This is a genomic window from Methanogenium marinum, from assembly GCF_028912405.1.
GTDB classification, from domain to species: Archaea; Halobacteriota; Methanomicrobia; order Methanomicrobiales; family Methanomicrobiaceae; genus Methanogenium; species Methanogenium marinum.
The window spans coordinates 1,376,334-1,403,238 of the sequence record NZ_JAKELO010000002.1 but is presented as its reverse complement, the minus strand read 5'-3'; the positions used below and the strand labels follow the sequence as shown (position 1 = coordinate 1,403,238).

Annotated in this window: 19 protein-coding genes; 5 read left to right on the top strand and 14 right to left on the bottom strand. The window is 47.4% G+C overall.

Going from position 1 to position 26,905, the window contains the following annotated elements:
* Positions 1-184 precede the first annotated feature (184 nt).
* Positions 185-2,839, bottom strand: a complete 2,655-nt coding sequence (locus L0665_RS07140) for a hybrid sensor histidine kinase/response regulator (RefSeq protein WP_274925007.1) — start codon at positions 2,837-2,839, stop codon at positions 185-187.
* Positions 2,840-3,083: 244 nt separating this feature from the next.
* Here L0665_RS07140 and L0665_RS07135 point away from each other — a divergent pair, with 244 nt between their 5' ends.
* On the top strand, positions 3,084-4,169 hold the full coding sequence (locus L0665_RS07135; protein WP_274925006.1) for a DMT family transporter: 1,086 nt from the start codon (positions 3,084-3,086) through the stop codon (positions 4,167-4,169).
* Between the two features lie 277 nt (positions 4,170-4,446).
* On the opposite strand, the gene L0665_RS07130 is transcribed toward L0665_RS07135, so the two are convergent.
* Positions 4,447-4,830 (bottom strand): response regulator, encoded by a 384-nt coding sequence (locus tag L0665_RS07130; protein ID WP_274925005.1) that lies wholly within the window; start codon positions 4,828-4,830, stop codon positions 4,447-4,449.
* A gap of 1 nt (position 4,831) precedes the next feature.
* Positions 4,832-6,061: a sensor histidine kinase gene (locus tag L0665_RS07125; protein ID WP_274925004.1), complete on the bottom strand. Its 1,230-nt coding sequence runs from the start codon at positions 6,059-6,061 to the stop codon at positions 4,832-4,834.
* A 194-nt stretch (positions 6,062-6,255) separates the two neighbouring features.
* Between L0665_RS07125 and L0665_RS07120 the strand changes: the two genes are divergently transcribed.
* Positions 6,256-8,382 (top strand): sensor histidine kinase, encoded by a 2,127-nt coding sequence (locus tag L0665_RS07120; RefSeq protein WP_274925003.1) that lies wholly within the window; start codon positions 6,256-6,258, stop codon positions 8,380-8,382.
* A 65-nt stretch (positions 8,383-8,447) separates the two neighbouring features.
* Here the strand turns inward: L0665_RS07120 and pdxT are convergent, their stop codons facing one another.
* From pdxT to L0665_RS07075, 9 genes are all read right to left on the bottom strand, one after another.
* Positions 8,448-9,041 carry a pyridoxal 5'-phosphate synthase glutaminase subunit PdxT gene (pdxT, locus tag L0665_RS07115; protein WP_274925002.1) on the bottom strand — a complete coding sequence of 198 codons (594 nt, stop codon included), beginning with the start codon at positions 9,039-9,041 and terminating at the stop codon, positions 8,448-8,450.
* A complete protein-coding gene (pdxS, locus tag L0665_RS07110) occupies positions 9,031-9,927 on the bottom strand; it encodes a pyridoxal 5'-phosphate synthase lyase subunit PdxS (RefSeq protein WP_274925734.1) in 897 nt (298 codons plus the stop codon). Before pdxS ends, pdxT begins: the two co-directional genes overlap by 11 nt.
* A gap of 75 nt (positions 9,928-10,002) precedes the next feature.
* Positions 10,003-10,920 (bottom strand): adenosylcobinamide-phosphate synthase CbiB, encoded by a 918-nt coding sequence (gene cbiB / locus L0665_RS07105; protein WP_274925001.1) that lies wholly within the window; start codon positions 10,918-10,920, stop codon positions 10,003-10,005.
* On the bottom strand, positions 10,902-11,444 hold the full coding sequence (locus L0665_RS07100; protein ID WP_274925000.1) for a DUF7524 family protein: 543 nt from the start codon (positions 11,442-11,444) through the stop codon (positions 10,902-10,904). The genes cbiB and L0665_RS07100 overlap by 19 nt, the downstream gene beginning before the upstream one ends.
* 28 nt (positions 11,445-11,472) lie before the next feature.
* A complete protein-coding gene (locus L0665_RS07095; RefSeq protein ID WP_274924999.1) occupies positions 11,473-11,676 on the bottom strand; it encodes a methytransferase partner Trm112 in 204 nt (67 codons plus the stop codon).
* A gap of 7 nt (positions 11,677-11,683) precedes the next feature.
* On the bottom strand, positions 11,684-12,685 hold the full coding sequence (locus L0665_RS07090) for an adenylosuccinate synthetase (protein WP_274924998.1): 1,002 nt from the start codon (positions 12,683-12,685) through the stop codon (positions 11,684-11,686).
* Between the two features lie 398 nt (positions 12,686-13,083).
* Positions 13,084-14,241, bottom strand: coding sequence for an aminotransferase class I/II-fold pyridoxal phosphate-dependent enzyme (locus L0665_RS07085; RefSeq protein WP_274924997.1), 1,158 nt, complete (start codon positions 14,239-14,241; stop codon positions 13,084-13,086).
* A 9-nt stretch (positions 14,242-14,250) separates the two neighbouring features.
* Positions 14,251-14,742 (bottom strand): Lrp/AsnC family transcriptional regulator, encoded by a 492-nt coding sequence (locus tag L0665_RS07080; protein WP_274924996.1) that lies wholly within the window; start codon positions 14,740-14,742, stop codon positions 14,251-14,253.
* An 8-nt stretch (positions 14,743-14,750) separates the two neighbouring features.
* Positions 14,751-16,010 carry an ORC1-type DNA replication protein gene (locus L0665_RS07075; protein WP_274925733.1) on the bottom strand — a complete coding sequence of 420 codons (1,260 nt, stop codon included), beginning with the start codon at positions 16,008-16,010 and terminating at the stop codon, positions 14,751-14,753.
* A gap of 2,539 nt (positions 16,011-18,549) precedes the next feature.
* Between L0665_RS07075 and L0665_RS07070 the strand changes: the two genes are divergently transcribed.
* The 3 genes from L0665_RS07070 to L0665_RS07060 all read left to right on the top strand — a co-directional run bounded on the left by L0665_RS07070 (position 18,550) and on the right by L0665_RS07060 (position 23,633).
* A complete protein-coding gene (locus L0665_RS07070) occupies positions 18,550-19,038 on the top strand; it encodes a MogA/MoaB family molybdenum cofactor biosynthesis protein (RefSeq protein WP_274924995.1) in 489 nt (162 codons plus the stop codon).
* 344 nt (positions 19,039-19,382) lie between these two features.
* Entirely contained in the window at positions 19,383-20,084 is a 702-nt protein-coding gene (locus L0665_RS10860) for a metal-dependent hydrolase (RefSeq protein WP_420847028.1), read from the top strand.
* A 102-nt stretch (positions 20,085-20,186) separates the two neighbouring features.
* Positions 20,187-23,633, top strand: coding sequence for a S8 family serine peptidase (locus L0665_RS07060; RefSeq protein WP_274924993.1), 3,447 nt, complete (start codon positions 20,187-20,189; stop codon positions 23,631-23,633).
* A 313-nt stretch (positions 23,634-23,946) separates the two neighbouring features.
* On the opposite strand, the gene L0665_RS07055 is transcribed toward L0665_RS07060, so the two are convergent.
* Positions 23,947-26,022, bottom strand: a complete 2,076-nt coding sequence (locus tag L0665_RS07055; RefSeq protein ID WP_274924992.1) for a sodium-translocating pyrophosphatase — start codon at positions 26,020-26,022, stop codon at positions 23,947-23,949.
* A 408-nt stretch (positions 26,023-26,430) separates the two neighbouring features.
* Positions 26,431-26,904: a universal stress protein gene (locus tag L0665_RS07050; RefSeq protein ID WP_274924991.1), complete on the bottom strand. Its 474-nt coding sequence runs from the start codon at positions 26,902-26,904 to the stop codon at positions 26,431-26,433.
* Between the last annotated feature and the right edge of the window lies 1 nt (position 26,905).

Below are 26,905 nucleotides of genomic sequence, written 5' to 3'. Positions count from 1 at the left end.
GGCAGAAAACTGCCGGGCTGGCATCTTCAGTCTGTTACGGTGTAAATACTATTTCAGGGTCATTTTTATCACAGATCTGTCCCGGTATGATCAGAGACCGGATTTCCGATGCTTTTCCGGAATCTCTTTTGGACCATAAGATAAGGAAAAATTCACTTCAAAATCGCATGATTGGACCAAATAGTTACCGTCTCCCGTCCATCCGCCATCCACCGGGAGGTACCACCAGTTCAAAACGGGCACCCCGACCTTCTGTTCCACACTCACATATCGTGATGCCGGTAATCGAAAGAATTTCCCGAACATAAAAAAGGCCCAGACCAGTATTGTTGCCGTATCCCCGATCAAAGATCCGTTTTTTCAGGGCATTCGGAACACCTATACCATTATCCTCCCATGCGATAGTGAACTTCCCTGATTCTGCGGGGGCGCAGGAAACCACGACATCAGTTGCCCCCCCACCATGACGGATGATATTATCTATCAAATTGGAGAAGACGGTAGTGATAAGAGGATCTGCAAACACCTCAACATCCTCACAGGAAATCATAACCCTCAGGTCAGCATTCATCGCAAGATCTTCAGCCACAGCCTGAAGAGAAATCCATTTCGGTTCATTCTGGCCAATCCGCTCATACTCACGGGTAAAGGCAATTGTCTGCTCGATCAGGAGTGCTGCCTGATGCATCTTCTGCAGATAATCCCCAAGTGCCGGGTCAGGGTTCATCTCCTCTAAGAGAGAAATATATCCGTTCAATGCCATCGCCTGGTTCAGAATGTCATGACGGGTGATTCCTGACAAGAGCTGCAACTTTCTGTTTGCCAGCCGCAGGGCCTCTTCCACCTGTTTTCGTTCGCTGATATCTGTATGGGTGCCCACCATCCGTAGCGGTCGCCCCTCGCTGTCTGTCTCCATTACCCGTCCACGGGCGAAAACCCAGAGATATGAACCGTCCTTCTTGAGCATCCGGAATTCTCCGACATAATCTTTTTGCACGGAAAGAGTCTCCTGAATGATGGATTCCAGAACAGGGCGATCGTCCGGATGTACATAATTCCACCAGGCATCGTAGGTTATTGCAAACTCATCTGGTTCATAGCCAAGCATTTTGAGGTAATGCGGGCTGAAATATGCCTTCTCTCTGGCGATATCCCAGTCCCATATACCTTCATTGGCAGCATCAAGGGCATATCCAAGCTGTATTCTGCTCTCCCGAAGAGCATTTACTATCTTCCTCGACTCAGTGGTGTCCTCTGCGATGCTCAGGACCACCGCCTTGTCTCCCCACCTTGCTTGTGAAAGATGCACAAAGACCGGGTAAATTGTCCCATCTTTGCGACGCCGCTCTCCCTCAAATGAGATCTCTCCCTTCTCTTTCACTTCCAGGAAATTGTCTTCAAACCATGTTGGAGAGGATGGTACAACGATGTCCTGCAGCCGGAGAGAAATAAATTCATCATGGGAGTTACCATGCATTTCGAGTGTGCTCCTGTTTGCATAAATAAACCGGCCGTCATAGTCATGTATGGTGATCGCAGATGGGGCACCATCTACCATGTGCCGGAGGATACGGGTCTCCTCCTCTAAATTCTGGCGACTGGTTATATCGATGATCATTGCAACAAAGACCGGAGGTGAAACCACATGGGAGAGATGAACATGCACCTCAACCGGATACTCTGTGCCGTCTTTACGGCGGTGTATTGTTGTGAAACTGACGATATCTTTCTCTCCAAGAAGAAGGGGCGCAATAACTTTCCGGAAAGATTCGTCAGTGCATTCCGGTTTCAGATCAACCGGGGTGAGGGCCATGAGTTCTTCTGTTGAATATCCAAGGTTCTCCCGGGCACCACGATTCGCCTGCGTAAATCTGAGAGTATTTGAATCAAAGAAATAAATCTCATTCAATGAATCATCCAGAATATTCCCAATGAGTGTCAGGCGATCCCGCATTTCTTTCAGTTCGGTGATGTCAATATGGGAGGCGACCGACCGACTGGTTCCGGGAATGAGGCCAATTGTCATATAAATTGTACGCACATTTCCCAAACAGTCAACAAACTTAAATTCATAGTTTTCCGGCGCACTCCCCGGGGAACATCTTCGTGACCGATGGTACTCCTGCAGACGGGAGAGGTCATCCGGGTGGACAAAGGAAGACCATTTCATACGGCCTTCAATCTCTTCTTGGGAATATCCGGAAATGTCTGCAAACGCAGGATTTGCAAGAGATATTGTCATATCTTCTTCCAGGATCGCCGTCGCAGAACCAGTGTATGCAAATATTCCTTCATACATCTGTTCAGACTCCCGGAGGGCCTCCTTCATCGCATATAGTTCTTCTTCGCGGATGTTCAGTTCCTCAGAATAGACCGCCAGTTGTTCAGAGGAGGACTGAAGTTTATTGTAGGTGCTGCGGAGAACCTGTTCTGTGCGACAGCGTGAGACGGCAAGGCGGATTTTGTGCACCAGATCGGCAAACTGGGGCTCTGGGACTCCGGCTTTCTCCACATAATAGTCGGCACCATTGTTGAGTGCCTCTATGACAATCTCCTCACGTCCCTTCCCGGTGAAGAGCAGGAAGGGCAGATCCCCATATGTTCTGCGGATGTACTTGAGAAATAAAATACCATCCATTCCCGGCATCTGATAATCAGAGACAATAGCATCAAACTCACCTCTCACAAGTAACCGAATAGCCTCTTCAGGCGTTTCCGTTGTTGTGACACGTATGCCTTCAGCTCGTTCCAGGTATATCTTCCCTATCTCCAACAGCGCCGGTTCATCATCTACATAAAGAACTGAGATTGGGTCATCTGAAACCTGGGACATTTCCATACAAGGGAATGTGTGCGGTGGAATTCATAAGTCTATCCATCAATGAACAAAAAATTGTATATAATATTTTTCAGGAGTCGGAATCAGGAATATATGTGAAAACAAAATTGTATTCAGGTAATGCCATGCATATACATGCGCGGATGAGGGGAGAATTCCCACACTATCTCTCTCATCACAACCTATGGCCGTTGTTTTTTTCACAATGATATTTTTCGTGCAAGAGACACAACCATTCCTTACAATGAAGGTGAGTGAAAGCACCCGCGGTGTGCTGTATATTCTTGCAGCCGCATTCTTCTTCGGATCCGCTGCACCCCTTGCCAAACTACTCCTGACAAATATCGCCCCGGTCACTCTTGCCTCACTGTTGTATATGGGAAGCGGCCTCTTCTTTGCTGGATACTGGCTTATGCGGCGCACATTTTTTCCCGCAAACCATGCCCGCGAGGCCCCGGTTGAACGGTGTGACCTGCCGTGGATGGCAGGATCTGCCCTCTTTGGTTCCATCCTTGCTACCATCACCCTGATGGTCTCTCTGCAGTATACCCCCGCCGCTACTGCAGCAGTCCTCCTGGGATTTGAGGCTGTTGCAACGACACTTGTAGCCACCCTCATCTTTCATGAACAGGTGGGCAACCGGATATGGCTGGCCCTCGCCTGTATCACCGCCTCCTGTGCGGTTCTTACATGGGATCCAACAAGCCCGTTCGGGTTTTCCCTTGGTGCACTTGGTATCATCCTCACCTGCTTTTTCTGGGGTGCTGACACCAACATCTCCCGCCATGTTTCAGGAAAAGACCCGATACAGCTGGTCTCTGTCAAGGGCATCTCCGGAGGAATTACCCTCACGGTTATTGCACTCATCCTCGGGCAACCTTATCCTGAACCGCCACTCATTCTCGCAGGGATGGTTGTAGGAATTCTCGGTTTCGGTGGGATTATGACGGTCTGTTTTCTCAAATCTCTCCGGGTTCTGGGGGCATCCCGGGCCGGTGCACTCTTCTCTACAAACCCGATATTCGGGGTCATTGTTTCCCTGCTAATATTCCGTGAACTCCCGGAACCAGGATTTATCATCGCATTCTTCTTTATGGGAGTGGGTACCTGGCTTCTGGTTTCTGAAAAACATTCACATCTTCATACCCATGAGCCACTGCGCCATTCCCACCGCCATACCCATGATGATCTCCACCATGATGATCACATACACGGCCCGGAGGCACCGCCAGTGGATAAAAACGGATTTCATTCCCACCCTCACTGGCATAAACAGGAGGAACATGAACACCCGCACCGGCCCGATCTGCATCATCGGCATAAACACTGATCACCCCTCGCAGGTACGAAACGGAACGGACACATACATGCACTGCGGCCCGGTAGAGAAAAACCAAAGCCTCGTGAAACTGGGGCAGAGACAGAAAAATCACGGCAGACCCAAGACGAGATGCTGACCCTTGAAAATTCCATACCACTATCAACACATGGGCAGACAGAAGACCGGGACTCAGCTAATAAACAATAAAAAAACAGGATATTCACACACAACTGCCAATGGATCCGGTCACCGTTCTTTTCAAAAAAAAGATATCACTCTGGTGAACCTATCCGGCACGAATCTTCTCTTCTGCCGCTTCCAGGGTATTTTTCAGTTCCACTTCACGAAGCGGTTTTACGATGTAGCCCAGTGGGTCCATATCAAGTGCCCGTGACCGCATCTTCATATCAGAGTAGGCAGTGATGAATATTACCGGCACCGCAAGAGTGTCCCTGAGCATTCGGGCAGCCTCAATCCCATCCACCTCTCCTCTCAGACGGATATCCATGAGTGCGACATCGGGATGCGTGCGGGAGGCAATGTCAAGTGCCTCTTCTGCGGTATCTGCAACGCCGCACACCTCATACCCGAGCTTCTTTACCCGGTGTTCAATATCCATCCCGATTATTGCATCATCTTCAACTACCAGTACCCGCAGGTTTTTTGCCATATCAATACTCCTTCTTCAATGAACCCGGCATATCGTCCTGCTCAATAAACTGTATCATAAAACTGGTGCCGTTCGTATTTGATATCTCCATCGTCCCATTCAGTTGGCGGTCAACAAGTGTAGAGACCAACATCAGGCCAATGGATCGCTCATCGCCTGAACGATATTTATCCCCGATGCCTACACCATTGTCCTTTACCGAAACGACAACACGATTCCCGTCATCTTTCACAATGGTGATGGCAATAAATCCCTCACGCCCATTCGGGAAAGCATGTTTTATCGCATTTGTGATCAGCTCTGAAACAATAAGCCCAAACGAAACCGCTGTATCAAGACCAATCAATACCCCTGGAGCATTTACAGAATAATGGATCTGTTCCTGCGGAACCCGGTAGGTGACAAACAATGAGTCCACCAGTTCCTTCACATAATCCTCTACCGCAATATGCATGTGGTCGGGGGAGTCATGGAGATTGTCGTGAACCAAGGCAAGGGCCTCGATTCTGCTCTGCGTCTGTTGTACAATTCGCTTTGCTTCCGGATCTTCCACCTCTGAGGTCTGGAGGTTGATAAGACTTGAGATCACCTGCAGGTTATTTCTGATACGCTGATGAATCTCAGTTAAAAGCTGCTCTTTCTCTGCAAGCGCGTATTTGAGATCCTGTTCTGTGCGTTTCAGATCGGTGATATTCTCGAGAATAACTGTGGCACCCGGCCGCCCGTCATCAAATACTGTGGGGATCATCTTGATTAAAAACGAGAAATCCTCACCATCTGCTTCCCACCATAGCTCGCGCGACAAATCCTGGCCACGGAGCACCTCCTCAAAGATATGAGGATCTATGGCATCTGTCAGCACAGGAAGTTCGCGGTCCAGAACCGAGGTGCCGAGAAGATCCTCCCGCGAAAAACCTGAAAAATCAACATAATTGTCATTGAGTTGCACAATCTTCAGATTTGCATCAAGGACGATGATGCAGTCAGAAGAGAAGTCAAGCATTGCAGAGATGGGCACCCGCTGGGAGAGGAAATAAACTTTCGCGACCCCCACCGATCGCATATCAACATGCCCGGAAACAAGAAGCATATTTAGATATTTTGAAACCGAATTTCGGTTCATATTGAGAATCCGGGAAATATCTGTTATGGAAAGCCCCCGTGGTTCATTCTTCAGAAGCTCTTTTACCCGTGAGAGCTCCCGTTTACTCTCATCAATTTCCAGTGCCACTCCTACCTCTCCGTACGGTTAGTATGTCTATTCCTGCTATATAATGGTGTTCTCTTTTGATATGCAATACTGAATATATATCTGATTTGTTTTCGGACGTAAAAAATAATCCAGAACATTCTCTCTATATCGGTATGTCACAGGTTTTCTTAAAATATCACGTGCATTTAATATGAGAAAAACAATGGATATATATGGAGGGTATACGGAGAACCGAAAGGTCCACCGAAACCAATAGCTACTGGCACCTGAATTTCTGGGTTGCAGTCATCCTCACATTCAGTATCATTTCAGTTGTCATCATTCTCTATGGCATATCTATAGGGATCACAAACCTGACGCCATATCTTTTTTTAATTCCCATAATCTTTGTCGCCTACCGCTTTCCTGAACGGGGCATCTCATTCTCACTCATCGTTGGGATCCTCAATATGCTCCTGCACTATCCGTTCATCGCAGTCCTTGCAGAACCCTATCTCATCTTTGTTAATTCCATTGTTCTCGTAGGAGCAGGTGTTGCAATATCACTTCTTTCAGGAGAGGTAAACAAGGAAAAAGAAAGCTATGAAGCGATTTTTACCACATCACAGGCAGGTATTCTCCTCATCGATTACCCTGGCCTCATTATCAGTGAGGTGAACGGCCGCCTTGAACGGATGCTCGCCTACCGCCCAGGTGAATTACGGGGAGCACATCTCTCCCGCATCTGGAAAGACACAAAAGAGATGGAGGCCTTTTTTTCTGCCATCGCAGATGTTCGTTCCGCAACAGATGTGGAGACACGATTCATCCGCAAAAACGGAGATGAGGTTATTATGCTACTCTCTGTCGGCAATGGGTATGGCAAATCAGTGGTGCTCACAGTGACCGATATCACTGCACGAAAAATCGCAGAGAAGGAACGTGAACAGGAACGTCTGCGTTCCCAGACCTATCTCAACACCGCAGGGGTGATGCTCTTTGTGATACAGGCAAATCACACCATCGCACTTGCAAACCGACGGACGGCTGAAGTGCTTGGGAAAGACGAATCTATGATCACCGGCAATGACTGGTTTTCCACCTTTCTCTCTGAAAATATTCGTGACGATGAAAGCCATCGATTCAACCTGATACTCTCAGGAAAAATGGAATTGAACAATTCTTTTGAATATCCTGTTCTGACGCAGAAAGGAGAACGAATTATTGCGGGCCATTTTACAGCCCTCCGGAACGACAACGGACTTGTTTCCGCTGTACTCTACTCTGCAGATGACGTCACCGAGGCACGGAGATTGCAGGAGGAGATGCGCCTCTCAGAAGCAAACTACCGGACCCTCTTTGAGGTGGGCGGTGCAGCTACTGCTATTCTGACCAGGGAAGGAAGGCTGACTCTCATCAATACCCGTTTCGAACGCCTCAGTGGCTATACCAAGGCAGAGGTGGAGGATAGGATGGAATGGCAGGATTTTATCCACGGTGGAACCCGGCGAGAGGGCGAAGAAACACCCGAGTCTTCTTACATACAATGGCCACCGGAGATCGATGCCGGCCGGATGCCCGCAATGCAGCCACGGGAATATGAAGTGCAATTTATGGTTCGTGACGGTACATACCGGAATGTTATCTGCTGGACGTCACCCATTCCCGGAACTGACCGATATCTCGCCTCTATTATGGACATCACTTCACGAAAGGAAGCCGAAGATGAACTACGGCGATCCCTGCAGGAAAAAGAGGTGCTCCTGAAGGAGGTGCACCACCGTGTCAAGAACAATATGCAGGTCATTTCATCACTCATATCCCTGCAATCGGACAAGATCACCGACCAGGAAAGCCTAGAACGCCTTCGCGAGAGCCAGAATCGTATCAAATCGATGGCACTCGTGCATGAATCCCTTTACCAGTCAGAAAACCTTGCATCCATAGATCCGTCGGGATACCTCAGGAACCTAACGTCAGAAGTGATTGCCTCATACTCTCTGGAGACTGCTATCACGGTGGACTTCTCCATCACTGTCCATGCAATGGATCTCGACACCGCCCTCCCCTGCGGCCTTATCGTAAACGAACTTGTATCAAATTCCCTGAAACACGGATTTAAAGGAAGAGCAAAAGGAACAATAACCATTGGACTGGACGAAACTGATGATGAGTACATTCTCTCAGCCCGTGATGACGGCTGCGGTCTGCCCGCCGATTTTGATGTAACAAGCCTCGACTCCCTTGGGATCAAACTCATAAACGTCCTTACCCGCCAGATGCGTGGAACAATAGAAATAGAAACCGGGGGCCCTGGGGGTTCATTTACCTTTCACATCCCCCGAAAGGCTAATAATTGACAGCCATACTATCAGCAATCCCGCATCATGTATCCAAAAAAAGGAAATAACCCCGCCGGACATGCCTATGGTGCAACTTTGTATGCACCGAGACGTTCCAGAAAGAGTAGATGAAGACGAAGATCTCCGCCCAGTTCGGGGTGAAAGGAGAGGGCCATATGCGGGCCCTGTACAGCGCCGACGATGTGGTCAGCGTAACAGAGCGGCTCCGCCTCCGGTCCGACTGAGATAATGACAGGTGCCCTGATGAAGTAGCCACAGAATGGCTTTTCATCACCAGTTATTGTAACCGCCATCTCGCAGGAATCACGTTGACGGCCAAATGCATTTCTCCCAACCGTGATATCCATGATACCAAGCGGTTCGATCCGTGGGTCATCAATTTCCCGACCAATAAGAACCATCCCTGCACAGGTCGCAAAGATTCCCCCTCTGAATGCACGGAGCGGGCCATACATATCGTTTTTGTGGAGCAGACGGGAGATGGTGGTAGACTCCCCGCCTGGAAGCACAATTGCATCACAACGGGAAATATCCTCTGCGCGGCGGAAAGAGAAAACTTCTCCTTCCTGCCCTGATGCAGAGAGGGCCGCTTCAAATGCTGTTATATGCTCGGAAACATCGCCCTGCAGGGCACAGACACCGATATTAATGCCCACGGTTCCGGTACACCTGATCTTCTGGTAGTGTGTCAATATCCAGGCCCGGCATCGCACCACCAAGGCCACGGGATACATCTGCAATGATTGAAGCATCATCATAGTGGTTTACTGCCTCAACGATGGCCAGTGCCATCTCTGCAGGTGTCTCGGACTTGAAAATACCAGATCCCACGAAGACACCGTCACAGCCAAGCTGCATCATCATCGCTGCATCACAGGGTGTTGCGATACCCCCCGCAGAGAAATTTACAACCGGCAGGCGGCCACGGACAGCACAATCCTTCATTATTTCAAAGGGCGCCTCGATGAATCGTGCCCGGGCGGCGATCTCAATATCGTTCATACCCTGCAGCTCGTGAATCTCTGAAGTGATGGCCCGCATATGCCGTACTGCCTCTACCACATTACCGGTACCGGCCTCTCCTTTCGTCCGGATCATCGCAGCACCCTCATTGATACGACGGCACGCCTCACCAAGATTGCGTGCACCACAGACGAAGGGTACTGTAAATGCGGTCTTCACAATATGATACGTCGGATCCGCCGGCGTTAACACCTCAGACTCGTCAATCATGTCGACACCCAGCGCCTCAAGCACCTGTGCCTCGACAAAATGACCAATACGCGCCTTCCCCATCACCGGGATGGAGACAGTCTCAATTATTTCTGCAATCTTTGCCGGATCTGCCATCCGTGCAACTCCGCCAGCCTTGCGGATATCAGCCGGGACACGCTCGAGTGCCATTACAGCAACAGCACCAGCCTCTTCTGCGATAGCTGCCTGTTCTGCATTCACAACATCCATGATGACGCCGCCTTTCTGCATTGCTGCAAAGCCGCGCTTCACGAGTTCAGTCCCAAACCTGAGCTCTTCAAGTTTCATTGTCTGTACGTCTTGTTGTGGAACGGCAATAAATAGATGGTCAGGGACACCCCGGAACGTCTGTGTCATGCCCCTTCAGGGGAGAAGAGGAAGATAAACACCCGCCATGAGGAGCGCTGCAGTGCAGATGATGGCACAGATAATGGTTGCCCCACGAACTGCAGATACGATGGCCGGCCCGCCTTCCCGGAGGCTCTGTTCACCATTCCCAATGGTATAAACACCTGTTTTTACAAAGGCAATCCCCGTTCCACCGGCAACAAGCGCCATCGTGATGCCACCGTTATACCCTGGTCGAAGATGGGCATCACGACGCATACACCGCCAGGCTGCACCGGCACGCCCAAAGGGAAGAAACCAAAGGATGAGACAGAGACCGGCGAACCGTGCAGGGAGGTAACAGAGCACGTCGTCCAGACGGGCCGGGAACCAGCCAATATACCGACGATGGTCACGATACCCAAGCATCGCGTCCATGGTATTTGCAGCACGGAAGGCAGCAGCCCCGGTGAGGCCGGTTAAGGTAAACCAGAATATAGGACCAATAATCGCATCCGTGAGATTCTCTGCCATCGACTCATAGGCAGCAGAAAGTACTTCTTCATCACTGAGGGCGCCCGTGCTGCGTGAAACAAGCATCTGCACCTCATCCCGGCCCCCACCGCAGGAAAGCCCACGTTCCACGGCTGTGACATGCTCCTCAAGGGAGCGCCACCCTACAGTCAGAGAGAGGAGGAACGCACCCGCAATAAGATAGAACAGTGGCGAAAAAAAATGAGACACCAGATAGAACGGCAGGGCAAAGATAAAAATCGTACACAGGCAACAGAGGGCACCATACAATCGGTCTCCTACAGGAGAGAAACGACCCGGTACTCCCCACCATTCAATAATCCGGCCCAGCCAGGCAGTCGGGTGCCACCGATTGGGCGGGTCACCTGCGGCACGATCGGCCACAAGAGCCGCCCAGAGTATTACCGATTCGAAAACCATGCAGCGATGACACCGAGGAAGAGAAGCACGAAGGCAATGTAATTATAGATAATTTTCCCTTCCATAAACCAGAGAATATAGAGAAGCAGGGAGAGCCCAATCGTAACGAATACCGGGATGATATTGCCAATTGAGAAGGAAGAATGACCACCCCTGCCATCATCCAGATCGGGAAGATCCGGACTATCGGTAAAGGTTTCATCCACATCCGGCCTCACCACTTCTATGAGCGTTTTTTCACTCTTTGTGCCATAGCCGACGATGACCTCCAAAGAAAATTCGCCGGAAGGCGCATATTCCTGAATGGGGATGGAAAAGTCCTCAGTATCCGGGACATAGATATTTGCATGAAAAAATTCAGTGAACGATGAGGCATTTATGGCCTTCAGTGTCAGGTGAATTGGTGAACCATGGTTAATAAACCGGACAATCAGGTTAGTCCCGGGCTCAACAATTGTCTTTTGCGGTGTGTCAACCGCGTTTATCTGCCGCCTGTTTAGATGTATTTCACAGATACCTGCCATAGAGTGCCACTCTCCCCCATTATGGATCTTATTGGTCCGTTTTCTTTTCTTGCGGAAGGAGATTTGGAATCCCCTCTGCAATTGGATAATTTATGCCACATGCATCACACCGGAGAACACCGGTGATGATATCAGTGGTACCCTCCTCCGTTTCCACCGCCTTAAACGAAGTCAGCACGAGATCTCCCCTGCATACCGGACAACAGAGGATCTCAATTGTTTCCATCTTCATTGATTTTTTACCTTATATCGATGATCTGCGTCATCTCCGGTCCTGTTGAGATGAGTTTGACGGGAACACCTATATCCTCTTCTGCCTGCCGGATGAAAGCGAGCGCCTTCTCGGTCAGCTGACTGTACTCGGTTGCACCATAGCATGCCTCATCAACATTGTCAATACCCGTGATAGCACCTATGGTGCATCCGTTGATCATCGCAGAGTAGCGCGCCATCTTCCCATCCCAGCAGCCGATACGGCGTTCGCGGTGAGTGACAGTACCAAACTCTTCGATACCAAGTTCATGCGACTCCTTTTTGGTCATCTCTGTCCCGAATGGTCCTTCGCCGACACGTGTCGGATATGCCTTAAAAACAACGATGACATCATCAATTCGAGTCGGCCCTACACCATTGTCAGCCGCAATCTGAGATGCTGAGGTGTCTTTTGAGGTAACAAAGGGATAGGTGCCGAAATAGAGAGAGATACCAAAGCCTTGTGTTCCTTCCAAAAGGACAGTTTCGCCACGATCCAAGGCATCGTTGACCTCCTGGGCAGCATCAATGATGTACGGTGCAAGTTCAGGCACATCCTTTGCCTGCGTTGCAACCCGCTGCACCCGGTCGACATTTGCAGGGCCGCATCCGGTTCCGGTGGAACCGATGGTCTTAGAGAGGTGTTCATCAGCACGGTCCAGCGCGATATGCTTCTCCTCAATTATTGTGCAACGCCCATCGATGAATATTCGCCCTTCAACCCCGACGTACTCTATTTCCTGTTTCAGAACTCTGGGATCAACCAGCACACCTGTGCCGATAAAAAGACGTGCATCCGGAAAGACAAAACCGGATGGAATCATCCGCACGCCATACTCTTTTTCTCCGACTTTCACTGTGTGGCCGGCATTCGGGCCGACTCCTCCTCGGGAGATGATGGACGGTTTGTCCTTATGGGCAACATGGGCAACGATTTTGCCCTTCCCTTCATCTCCAAAAAACCCACCGACGATGATTGTGCAGCTCATTATTCAATCAAATAACCATTGGAACACCGAGCACATAAACCTTACAATCGGGTCTGAAATAAATCGTGTTGAAATGAATACTGGATTTTTCCAGTGGAAATGCAGGGGTTTGAAACCGATCGAAATGCTTTATGTCTGACAACGAAAGAAGGCGAATATTTAGCCCCCGCATCCTGCTACCACACACTCGTATCACCCAGACACAGCCCACAGAAAAAATCTGATTTTTAGCGACGCAAAAGAGAAAAAGACTCAAATAATACATCTTTTACCATTGCACTGACCACCAGTTTTCCAGTGGAAACAAGGGGGTATACTCTATATGATATCTATGATTCCTATTCCCAACATGTGATGATTTCCTGTGGAAAAAAAAGGGTCTTGAGATAAATTATACATCACAATGAAGTCGTAAATGCCTCAATTCGCCTGACCGCCTCACGCAGATCTTCACGGGATATTGCATAAGAACAACGCAGGTGCCCTGCTCCGGACGGACCAAAGACACTGCCCGGCACCACTGCCACATGATGCTCAATTAAGAGTCTTTCAGCAAATTCAACGTCAGAAAGACCAAATTCCTTAATTGAGGGGAAGGCATAAAACGCCCCGCGGGGCAAATGGCAGGTGAGGCCGATGCGATTTAAACCCCGGACAAAGAGGTTGCGGCGCATCTGGTACTCAGTCACCATCTCTTCACGGTCGAGGTCAGCATTCTTCAGAGCACCTACTGCCGCGTACTGACTCATGGTCGGTGCCGAGAGCATCACGTACTGATGAATTTTGAGTGCCGCGTCACAGAGTTCTTTCGGAGCACACAAATAGGCAACACGCCATCCGGTCATCGCATATGCCTTAGAAAATCCATTAATAAGAATCGTGCGTTCCCGGAGACCCTCTGCCTGAACTGCGCTTGTCATCTCACCGTCGTAGGTCATCTCAGTGTAGATTTCATCCGATATTAAGAGCAAGTCATGGTCACAGATGATCTCTGCTATACCACGATAGTCCTCCCGTGACATCACTCCCCCGGTCGGATTATTTGGGAAATTGCAGATGACAGCCTTTGACTTCGGGGTAATTTTCTCCATCAGGGCGTCAGGAGTCAACCGGAATTCATCCTCCATCCGGCAGGGCACCCGCACCGGCACGCCATCTGAGAGCATGACACCTGGAGAGTATGAGACATAGGAAGGATCAGCGATGAGAATCTCATCACCCGGGTCAGTGACCGTCCGAATGGCAATGTCAAGTGCTTCGGATGCCCCGGTCGTAATAACCATCTCATCTTCCGGATGATACTGAATACCAAAACGCTTTCCAAGATAACGTGATACCTCAGTCCGCAGGGCGGGCAGGCCACGGTTTGAAGTGTAGGATGTTTGACCCTGTTCAACGGAGGCAATTCCTGCCTCACAGGCAACCCACGGTGTCGCATAGTCAGGTTCACCGACACCAAGTGAGATCACATCGTCCATCTCCTGCACAATATCAAAGAACCGACGGATACCGGATGGTGGAATATTGTGGGTTCGTGCTGAAATAAAATCTCTCATAATTACACCCTAAAATGAGAACAGGAGGCGTTCTCCCTCTTTTCTGTCATATAGTATTCTCCCATTCTCCTTGTAGCTCTTCATCACAAGAATAGTACCGGTTTCACGAATCTGCTCCATCGGTGCAATCTGTTCTGAGACAAACCGGGTTATATCCTGGATATTTCTGCCGGTCACACGAATTTCAAAATCGTATTCACCACTGATGAGGCGAAGAGAACTGACCTGAGGAAACCGGGCAATGCGCTCTGCAATACGATCGTACCCAAAATCACGTTCAGGTGTTACTTTCAGATTCACGGTCGCCGCAGCCACTCCTTCGCCTGCCTTCTCCCAGTCTATACTCGCGCAGTAGCCGCGAATGATCCTGTCATCCTCCATGGCACTGACACGGTCTTCAACCTCGGCTTCAGTCAGGTCAGTGAGGTCTGCCACCTCACTCAACTCCTGTGTGCTGTCCTCTTCGAGAATACGAAGGAGCAGCCAGTCTTTGGCGTCCATGTTTTTATTCACCGGAATAATGTTTTAAAGCGAGATATATCAATCTGATTCAGCCGTTCATCTGTAAAACGGTCTTCCTGCTGAAGTGTCTCAAGAATCTTCTTCGTTCTGGCACCAAACCACATCTCTTTCGTCCGCCCATAGCGCCCGCGCGAAACGAGGCGTGCCTTAATGACACCGAGCATATCAAGCTCTGAGATGAGATCAGTGATGCGCCGGTGGGTAAGAACATCAAGGTCAAGCGCCAGGGCAACATCGCGGTATACCTGAACCACTTCTCCGGAGGTGAATACCTGTTTGTCCATTTCGGGAAAAAGCAGCATTGCATAGAGCACCGCTTTTGACTGGGTGGGCAGTGTCTTAACACATTCAATGAGACTGTCGGCTTCAATTTTGTTACGGGCCTCACGAACATGTTTTTCTGTAACTATCTCTGCATTTTTGCGTTCCGTAAGTTCACCGGATACCCGCAGGAGGTCCAGCGCCCGACGGGCGTCCCCATGTTCCTGAGCCGCCAGTGCCGCACAGAGCGGGATGACATTCTCATCGAGAACACCTTCATTAAATGCATAATCAGCACGCTGCTGGAGAATATCTACTAGTTGTGGTGCATTATAGGGAGGGAAGACAATCTCCTCTTCAGAAAGGGACGAGAGCACACGGTGATCCAGATAGCTGGTGAAGAGAAGATCATTGGAGATGCCTACAATACAGACCTTCGCTTTTTTCAGTTCAGAATTGATACGCGAAAGGTTGTACAGCGTCTCATCTCCGGATTTTTTGACCAGTTTGTCAATCTCGTCAAGTACGACGATATGGACACCACCAATTGCCTCTATGAGATTTTTGAGTTCGGTATATACCTGATCCGTTGGCCAACCGGTCATTGGGATATTGGAACGGGGCCGATCAGATGATCGCCCTTCACCGTCTTCAAGGAGAGTCGCTATCTGTGCAAATACCCGATACTGAGTATCGATTATTTCGCAGTTGAGATGCACAACATTGCATTCCACACCAACTGAGCCACAGGCTTTCTCCAGTTCTGCGCCGACATAACGAACAGAAGCTGTCTTCCCGGTTCCGGTCTTTCCATAAATCAGAATATTTGACGGTGTTTCATTCCGAATGGATGGCGCAAGGATAGATGCAATCGTATCCATCTGCTCCTTCCGGTGTGGCAATATATGTGGACGGTATGAGTGCCTAAGCACTTCCCGGTTTTTAAAAATTGATCTATCTTTAAGATATTTCTGAAAAAGTCCTATTGAAGAATTCTCTCCCTCTTCGGGTGAATCCTCTGCATCTTCACGGTTTCCATATGTGTTATCTGATGTATCATGATCGTTCCCCATCTGAATTCGTCACCTCCCCATGCGGTATTTCCATTGGATATATGTATCTGGATGGGACCTATACTAAAGGTATCTTTCTGGGTTGGTTTTCTGAGGGGGAAAGCAGACTGAAGCACTGGGAAACAGAGTGAGATCCATATCAGGAGCGCTAAATGCTTTTGTGTTTTTTGTTTATTTTGAATATGTGTAGCATTTTCACTATTATATCAGATGAATAACACACAACAATTGTCGCATTAAATCCGGGAAGAATGATCAACCTATATCTAAGATAATTTATCTGAGACGATTTTCATCAATTATTAACCCTTTTTTTGGCATCTTGCAGCAAAAATTCACTTAGAATTCCATTTTTGTGCCAAAAAACAGTTATTTTAATTTTTTTTGGGGTTTCATTTTTCCCTTATTGGAAATTACAGACTTTGAGAAGGAAAGGGTGTGATGATGGAGATGGATTATGAAAGGATGGATTATGAAAGGATGAACTATGGAAGATGAAAACTGATTGGTCTGAGAGTAAAAGATGGGGGACAATCATGATACTGAAAGTTTTTGGGTGCTGAAAATATTTTGATGAAATCTGGAAAGTTGAGGAGAGGGGAGGGGAGGACAGAAGTACCAGACAAATGCTGAAAATATTTTGGTCAGTTACGTCAGGTAAAATATGTGATGAAAATATGGAATATATATTCTATGATTTCTTGTTGTCTGTTGAATGGCTATATACTGTTGAATAGCTATATGGCATAACAGGTGGGAAGGGTTTTGAGTTTTTTTGATGAGAGGGGAATTGTTGTCTGATCAAATGTCTGATCGAAAGATCAGGAGGAGGAAGGAATCCAATATGTCACAATTTAACATACCACATTTCTAGATGCCGCAATTTCTTCCAATCTCTTTCTGTATTTTTATAAAAAAAGTAAAAAAAATTTCCTTTTTTTTTAAACCAATAAATTCGTGTTAGATTTAAAAAAAAACGTTTTTAAAAGGATTCTATAATTTTTTAGCCTTTCTTTTCGGTCAAAAAATTTCTTTACACCCCTTTGTTTCCACTGGAACAATTAAAAAATGAGCATTTTTGTAAAAATAGCATAATGACTCTCTAAATTAATAATAAGCCGAAATAATTGAATAATTTTCAAAAATTTTTTACTTTTTTTCCTTCTTTTGGGTCCCACCCCTTAATTTCCATTGGAACTGAAAATTTTGTGTGGGAGAAAAGCAGACATGCTTTTAAAATTACAACAAGAAAAGCCATTTAATGATCTCTTTTTCATAATATATAAAGTACTTCAATAATGTACAACAATGTTTGGAAAGGGTGATTGAGCAACAAAGTTGATCATGAAAGTACAAATTTGATAAAACCGTTATTTTTGAAAAAAAATGCACATTTTTTTAATAATTTAACAGGAGTGTATGACACCAAAATTCTTTTCCAATGGAAATAAAGGGGTCTCTCCCATTTTTTGATCATATAAAAATGAATACGAAAAAAAATTCTAAAATTTTTAATAAAATTTCTTTTTTAGATCCAAATTTTAAAAAAATAGAAGATATATAATCATTTTTTAAATTTTTATCGTTCTAATAACGAGTAAATCAATTGAATAACCAATTCACATATTAGACTTCCATAGGAAACAAAGGTATCTCATAATTCTTCTCCATGAAAAAATAAATTGAATTCATAAATTCATCAGATTTCGATCTTTATTCCAATTTTTCCTTCCCTTCCCCTTCCTCTCAGCCCCTTCCTTTCTGTCGCAAAGAAAAGCTAAATTTTTTTTCGTACTTTTCCTTCCGCTCCTCTTTCTCTCAGTCCATTCCTTTCTGTCTCAAAAAAACGCTCAAAAAAAATTTTTCGTATTTTTCCTTCCGCTCCTCTTTCTCTCAGCCCATTCCTTTCAGTCTCAAAAAAACACTCAAAAAAATTTTCCGTATTTTTCCTTCCGCTCCTCTTTCTCTCAGCCCATTCCTTTCAGTCTCAAAAAAACACTCAAAAAAAATTTCGTACTTTTCCTCCCCCTCTTTCTCTCAGGCCGTTCCTTTCTGTCTCAAAAAAAGCTCAAAAAAAATTTTCGTACTTTTCCTTCCCCTCCCCTTTCTCTCAGCCCATTCCTTTCTGTCTCAAAAAAAGCTCAAAAAAAATTTTCGTACTTTTCCTTTCCCTCCCCTTTCTCTCAGCCCATTCCTTTCTGTCTCAAAAAAAGCTCAAAAAAAAATTTTCGTAATTTTCCTTCCCCTCCCCTTTCTCAAAAAAAGATTGAATAAATTTTCACACTATTTTTCTTTCAGTCCTAACATTTCCCTTCAATTCTTTGTCTCCAGATTATTCAGATGAATAACTGTGATTTTATTGTTGGTAGAAATTTTTTCATGGTTGCAGGGATGTGCAGTTGAAAAACTATAACCGATATTCTGAAAAGGTTACAATACAATCATCATTAGTATGGACCCAACCCATCTCAGTGACGTCACTCTTATGAGTGCAGTGATTACTGTTTCAACCTCTCGTTCAGAAGATGAGGATATATCCGGGGCTGTGATTAAAGAGCTCAGTGAAGCAGCAGATATTCCTGTCACCTTTTATCGGGTTGTACCGGATGAGATAGATGCCATTCGGATTGCACTTCAGGAGGCACTTTTGGAAGCACCCTGCGTCATTATTAATGGTGGTACAGGGATCACACATGATGACTGCACGATAGAGGCAGTAGCCCCACTCTTCGAAAAGACCCTGGATGGATTTGGTGAACTCTTCAGAATGTTCAGTTTAGAAGAAGTAGGAACCCGGGTTCTTCTATCCCGGGCATCAGCAGGCATCATTGACAGGCGCGCGGTCTTCTGTATTCCTGGTTCCACATCCGCTGTACGGCTTGCGATGCTGAAACTGATTCTCCCTGAGATGCGGCATATCGTCACACACGCGAATAAGTAACATAGATGGGTTACTTTCTTGTGGGCACCTACCTGAATTACATTATATATGTGTACGTCCGTACCATTTGCGATTAGCATTGACGGTGTCTGGTTTTTATGGTGAGGCCTCTTTTGGAGAAGAGGATAATGATAATTTTCCCTGAATTAACAGTGTTCTTTCATGTGAAACCCGCATGATGCATGTGGCCATCACACAAAAACCAATAAAAGTCAACTTGGTATTTTGACATTTATAGTAAACAAAAAAACTGACCAGCCACAAACAGAAATGAAAATGACTGGAAAAAGAATACCAGAAAGGAATCAGAAGAATATGACAAGAACATACGGGGGAAAGAATCCGTGCTTCCTGCAGTCCATCTTTTAATTGGGATTACGCTTGGAATTTTTCTTTTGTATCTTACAAAGGACTGCCGGGCCATTATCTATTGTGCCATAGGCAGTCTCCTCCCGGACATCATCGATAAACCACTTGGGCATATCTTTCTGCCAAGCATAGGATACGGCCGGATCTTCTTTCACAGTCTGACCGTCTGTGCCCTTGTTGCTCTTCTGGGGGTCATTATCCTGATAAAATGGCGGCATCCAGGCCTTCTCTTTGTTGCAGCAGGCATGCTCTCTCATCAACTTGCTGATGGAATGTGGGATGAACTGCAAGGCTGGTTCTGGCCCATTTTTGGTGGATTCCCACACAGATATATGCCGAATTATTTTGAAAATATGTTTTCCCTTGAGCTTTCTTCGCCTTCTGAAATGTTGTTGATGGCTCTTGCTGTTATTTTTTTCCTCTGCTTTGTTTATGCAAGGTGGACCGGGAAAAATCGTATCTTCCATTGGGCCTCAGTTTTAGTCGGATTTCTCCTTTTTATTGCTGGATCTTATATTTTATTCGGGCTTGTATCAGGTATCCTTCCCATATATTTGATATATTCCGGGTGTTCGAATACCCTGATCTGTGGCCTTTCCCTTATATTTGGGGGTGTTGCCATCCTCTGTGTCTCTTTTTTCCCTCCAGTCAGGTGCGAGATGAAAAAATTTCTGTAATCAGCAGTACATTTCATATGTACCCATTTTTATCCGGAATTAGTTCATCCTCATCAATATTTATCTCTACGAGGTATCAATGAACTAATAGAGGAGAACGGATTGAATTATTCAACAATACCCATAATTTTGTGTGTCCTGCTCTTTTTTGCAGGAGTCGGAATCATTCCTGCCACCGCAGGTGTGCCCGGTGAAGTGGCATATGAAAATTCCACGGCAACTCTGAATTATACAGCATTGGATGAGGGAGGAAATTTCAATGTATCATCCATCCCGTTCCAGGCGGAATCAGTCGCTAAGGGTTCTTCTTCAATAAAAGAGGATATTTCTGAAATTTCCTATCCTGATTATGTGCCCGGAAGCGTTCTTGTTATCTACGAGAATGATAACCAGAAAACAACATCTGATTCCTTTGATTCGGCAGCACTGAGTGCCAACGCGGTTGTAGGTGCCACTGTTACACAGGAATTCGTGGGTGGTGTTCTACCCGGGTGTCAGGTTGTCTCTCTCCCTGATGACATCACCGTTGATGAAGCAGTCAGCTACTATGAAAATCAGCCTGGTGTGGCGTATGCCCAGCCAAACTACATCTATACGATAGACGCGGTGCCGAATGATCCATATTATTCTCTTCAGTGGGGATTGCAGAACACAGGCCAGTCGACTTCTGGTTTTCCTTCCACGGCCGGTGCTGACATCAGTGCAGAGGAAGCATGGGATTCCACAACAGGGTCAGATGATATTGTTATTGCGGTCATAGACACTGGTGTCGATTACCTGCATGATGACCTTGCGGCAAACATGTGGGATGATGGGAGTGGCAACCATGGATATGATTTCGTCAATGATGACAATGATCCGATGGATGACAACAGCCACGGAACCCATTGTGCAGGCATCATTGCTGCTGTGGGGAATAATGGCGTTGGTGTCAGCGGTGTCTGCTGGGATGCGAGAATCATGGCACTCAAGGTCTTAAATGCAGAAGGAACTGGGACGAGCACGGATGACATCGAAGCCATCAACTATGCGGTTACCAACGGGGCAGACATCCTCTCATGTTCATGGGGTGGAACCGGGTATGATCCCGCGCTGAAAGAGGCAATTGATAACTCCGGTCTCCTTGTTGTATGTGCGGCGGGAAATGATGGTACAAATAATGATGACAGCCCTCATTATCCGTCAAACTATGAAAGTCCAAACATCCTCAGTGTAGCCGCCACTGCACCGGATGACTCCCTCTCCTCCTTCAGCAATTATGGTGCAACGAGTGTCGATGTCGGTGCTCCCGGTACTAACATCTACAGCACTATCCCGCGGGAGATATCGGTAGGGACGAGCGTTTACAGTGATGATTTTTCATCTGCAGCCGGATGGTATGAATATGACAATACCCAATCCGATCGGGAGGCATGGCATCTTGATACCACTACCTACATCAGTGCGGCATCCTCGTTGGCAACAGGGCAGTACGACAATAACTGGGATCAGTGGATCATAAAAGAGGACAAAATATCCCTTGTCGGTCTAACTAACCCGGTTGTCCGGTATCAGTGGTTGGTTGATACTCAGATTTATTCCGATCCCGCATATCTGGGTATATCAGAAGATGGGTCGAATTTTTCATTCAAAGGTTTGTCAGGAAAGACAGGAGGTTTTATCGAACAGACGTATGATCTCACAGATTTCGGTGGCACAGACTACACAGGCAAGGATATCTGGATCGCCTTCCGGCTGAAAAGTGATGCATCAACCACCGGCAGAGGAGTCTGGGTAGATGACATTCAGATCGGGGAGCTGAACGGCCCGATGACGTCAGTCTATGGCTACAAGTCAGGGACGTCCATGGCAACACCGATGGTTTCAGGTGTGGCAGGTTTGGTTCTCGCGGAGAACCCCACTTATACTGCCGCTGATTTGAAGGAGGCAATCGTGGATACTGCAGATCCCATCCCCGCCCTCGCCGGAAAATGTGTCAGTGGCGGCCGGATAAATGCATATGCCGGAATAGCAGGCCGGGTGAATGCGGACTTTATTGTTGATGCAACGAATGCTACTGCCCCATTTTTGGTGAATTTCACAGATATTTCTACCGGAGATCCAACCGACTGGGCATGGGACTTTGGCGACGATGGCATTTCATCTGACGAAAATCCATCACATATCTACAACACCACTGGAATATACAATGTGAGCCTATCCGTCACAAATGGTGCATTTTCGGATACAATTACGAAGACCGGCCTGGTAACGATTTTGCCACCTGCACCAACAGCAGAGTTTGACCTAAACAGGAATTTAATTGTACAAACAGATAATGACACATTCAGCGCCGGAACCTACCATTCTGACCTTACCTACCGGCTCCATGCAGCGAATACTGATTTGAATACCACACTTGGAAATCTTGTGTATCGTGCAGCGGCGGAGAATATCACCTGGGTTGATAATCCGTCTTATGCGACATGGAATACAACCAATGTAGAATGGGATTTCCCGTCCGAATATGTGCTTTTTCCCGGAAGCGGTCTTGATGCACAGGCAAAAACATCATCTTCAGAGGCGAATGTCTACAACCACACCATCACCCGCATTAATAATGTGAGCCTCTTCCGGACAGACGGGGGTCAACGGACAAATGTTTCTGTCGTTTTTAATGGCCTCGACTTTGAATCGGTCTTTGTCGGATTTGCATCGGCAAATAATACAAATGTGACAACTGAAATAATTTCAGATTCGGTTGAAACCAATGCACCACTTGCAGAACCACTTCCATCAGGTGGGGATTATCATCTGAAGCTTGATACAGCAGAGCTTTTCACCGGGAAAGAATATTACTTCACCTTTGATACGGGGGTTTTCCTCAATGGTTCTGCGGTAATTCACAAACCGTTTGTCTATATCTGGGAAGGAATGAGCCATGATGGTGCAAATATCGGTGAAACCTACAAAGCCGAAGTGCCGGCGGCCCTGCTTCCGGCTGATGCCTCAGGTTTTTCCGTTGAGACCAATACATCCTGTGAATGGAACGTTACCCGGCAAAACAACCTGCTTTCCGTTCTGAATGGAAGTTCAGTAAAGGTCAGAACGCCTCCGGTTGCGGATTTCTCCGCAACGCCCAAGACAGGGGATCCGTCAATGACGGTCACCTTCACAGATCTCTCCACCGGAGATGTGGATTCATGGCTGTGGACATTTGGAGACGGCACCAGTTCAACAGAACAGAGTCCGGTGCACACCTACACTGAAAACGGTGTTTATACCGTCACTCTCTCGGTAAACGGAGGTGAATCCATCTCAACGGAAGATGACTACATCCGGGTTACTTCACTTCTCCTCGGAGATGCTAACAGTGATGGGGAAGTGAATCAGGCAGATACCCTGCGTGTGCTGAAAGAGGTCGTAGGGATGATGACACCACCGGTACAGGATACGGATGAATTTGAACAGACCGATGTCCACTGGAACAGTGCCATTGATATTGGTGATGCGATGTTTATCGCCCAATATAAAGTAGGTCTGCGGGACAAGTGGTTTGAACTGGTTTGAGTTAGTCTGAATTTTTTTTCATTTTCTCTTTTCCCTTTTCTGCGATCCTTTTTTTGTGTTTTTTGGCTCGTATTGATAACATAGTATACTTTGGGATGCGAAGGGGGCTGTTATCTGCGTATTTAAACACAATCCCGGTGGGACGGGCCGTGTGGAGAAACAAAAGAAAATCCTGACAGAAATGAAAGAGGCTGGAAGAGTTTCCGAAAATAAATGGGAAAAAAAAGCAACAAACAGGCCTGCATTAAAAAAAAAACCACAGTTACCATAATAGCCAAAATGATACACCCACTTTCGGGGCAAAAAAATAAAATTAGAGGAAGAGTGGTGCAAAGACCACTGCGACGATGCTCATCAGCTTCAGAAGAATGTTGATAGCAGGGCCGGAGGTATCCTTGAACGGATCACCGACGGTGTCACCAGTTACAGCAGCCTTGTGGGCATCTGATCCCTTGCCGCCGAGGTGGCCCATTTCGATGTATTTCTTTGCATTGTCCCAAGCACCACCGGCGTTTGCCATGGTGATTGCAAGCATGAAACCAGCGCCGAGTGAACCAACGAGAAGACCGCCGAGTGCGTCTTTCCCGAGGACAATACCAACGATAATTGGTGCTGCAATTGCGATGACACCCGGAAGAATCATCTCACGCAGAGCAGAGTTGGTGGAAATAGAGATACATGCTGCATAGTCAGGCTCTGTGGTGCCTTCCATGATGCCTGCGATCTCCTTGAACTGACGGCGGACTTCAATTACAATAGCATATGCTGCACGTCCGACTGCCATCATTGTCATGGATGAGAAGAGGAACGGAAGCATAGCACCGATGAGAAGACCGATGAAGACAGTAGGCTGCATGACATCGATTGATTCGAGGCCTACTGCAATACCGTATGACGCAAAGAGAGCGAGAGCAGTGAGTGCTGCTGAACCGATTGCAAATCCCTTACCGATGGCTGCGGTGGTGTTCCCGACTGCATCAAGGGTATCTGTTATCTTACGGACAGACTCTGGCTGGTGGCTCATCTCTGCAATACCGCCTGCATTGTCTGCGACAGGTCCGTATGCATCGACTGCAAGGGAGATACCGAGCGTTGCAAGCATACCGACTGCAGCAATGGCAATACCATAGAGGCCTGCGAAGTGGAATGCGAGGTAGATTGCAAGTCCGATCAGGAGGGTTGGGATGAGTGTAGACTCCATACCCTTTGCAAATCCGGTGATGATGTTTGTTGCAGCGCCTGTCTCACAGGACTCTGCGATGGTCATGGTTGGTTTGCGTTCGTAGGAGGTGTAGTACTCGGTGACCTGTCCAATCAGGAACCCTGCCACAAGACCGGAGACACAGGCAACAAAGACACCGAATCCATAGCTTCCGAGAAGCATGGTTGCGATGAAATAGGTTGCTGCGACGACAAGAACCAGTGCTGCCACAAGGCCCATGTTGAATGCCATGTGAATCGCGGAAGACTCGGTCTTCTTTGTTCTGACGAAGAATGAACCGATGATGGAACAGATGATACCGACTGCGGCAATGATCATCGGGAGGACGACAAGGTTGTACTCTGGCATGCCGCTGAGAGCTGCGGTAGAATCGATGCCCAGAATCAGGCTGATGTCTCCGCCCTTGCTGATAGTGAGAATTGCTGCAGCAGCAAGAAGCATGGTGGAGATGATTGAGCCAACGTAGGACTCGTACAGGTCCGCACCCATACCTGCGATGTCACCGACATTGTCACCGACATTGTCTGCAATAACAGCAGGGTTTCGTGCGTCATCTTCGGGGATACCTGCCTCGACTTTACCGACGAGGTCAGCACCAACGTCTGCGGCCTTCGTAAAGATACCGCCACCGACACGGGCGAAGAGAGCAATCGAACTTGCACCAAGGGAAAATCCTGCTATGACATTGACAATCTCATAGATGTTGGCGCCTTCCATCAGAGTGGACACTCCGATAAATGCAACGGAAAGACCAAAGAGGCCGAGACCAACAACGGTCATACCCATGACCGTACCGGATGCAAAGGAGACGCGGAATGCATCAGCAATGCCACGGGTGGCTGCATGTGCTGTCCGGCCGTTTGCGGAGGTTGCGGTGAACATGCCAATATATCCGGCAGTTGCGGAGAGAACCGCTCCGATGACGAAACAGACCGCGGTTAACGGGCTGATGATTAACGTCAGGATGATCGCGAGTACAATCACAAAGACCGCGATATACTTGTACTGGGTGTTTAAGTACACCATCGCACTTTTGTGTATCACGGTTGTGAGCTTCTTGATGAGCTCACTGCCTTCCCCTTCGGACTGAACCTTTTTAAAGGACAGTCCCGCAAAGAGAAGAGCAATCAGGGCACATAATGGTGCCAGATAGACGAGTGAATCCATGGTTTATTCAAATCCCCCTTTATGGTTTCAGGCACAAAACCACACGGGTAATCGATTCCATAGAAATTAGGGTTCTCTATATAAAAAAAGAATAGGAATGATTTAGGGTAATGCGGTTGGTTTACCCCACTGTATCTTATGAGATTCCTGTTTCTTTTCATTTCTTTCTCCCTGTCGTTATTCTGAGCGTGCGTCCGGGTTAAACTCAAAATTTAATTCATTTTTTCTGGTTTCTCTTTTCGAATAAGGATTGTCCGGATACCGAGATACAGGGATACTGAGAGTGCGATTATTTTATTCAGACGGCAGAAACTGAGTTGAAATCGCGGGTATAGAGTATAGATTTGGAAAAATGAGGGATTTGGTGAGTTTAATGATTCTGAAAAAAATTGGAGAGAATTCTCCATCTCACTGTATGTCAGATCCCCGCACGACGAGCACAGGTTGGTGGGCGCGGCGGATGACGTCAGCGGAGACTGATCCAAGAAATGCCTGTTTGAGGCCTTTTCTGGCGTGGGCACCCACTATGATGAGGGAGGCATCCCGGCTCTCTGCAATTCGCACGATTTCATCTGCAGGGTTGCCGCTGATGATCACTGGTTCAACTTCGAGCCCTGCTTCCTGGAAGCGGGTTGCGGTCTCCAGCATAAGTTGTTGTGCTTCCCTGTGAAGATGGTCACGGAGGGTGTCCTCATAAATTGTGGCCGAATCCGCATCAAGACCGGGGGGTTCACTGATGATTAAGTGGTGTTTTGGGCCATCGGAGACATGTAGGAGGACAACCTTCCTGCACCCGGCATTCGTGAGCCGGAGGACATAATCTACCGCCCTCGCTGAAATAGGAGAGAAGTCGGTTGCAAGGCAGACTGTGTCAAAAAGCATA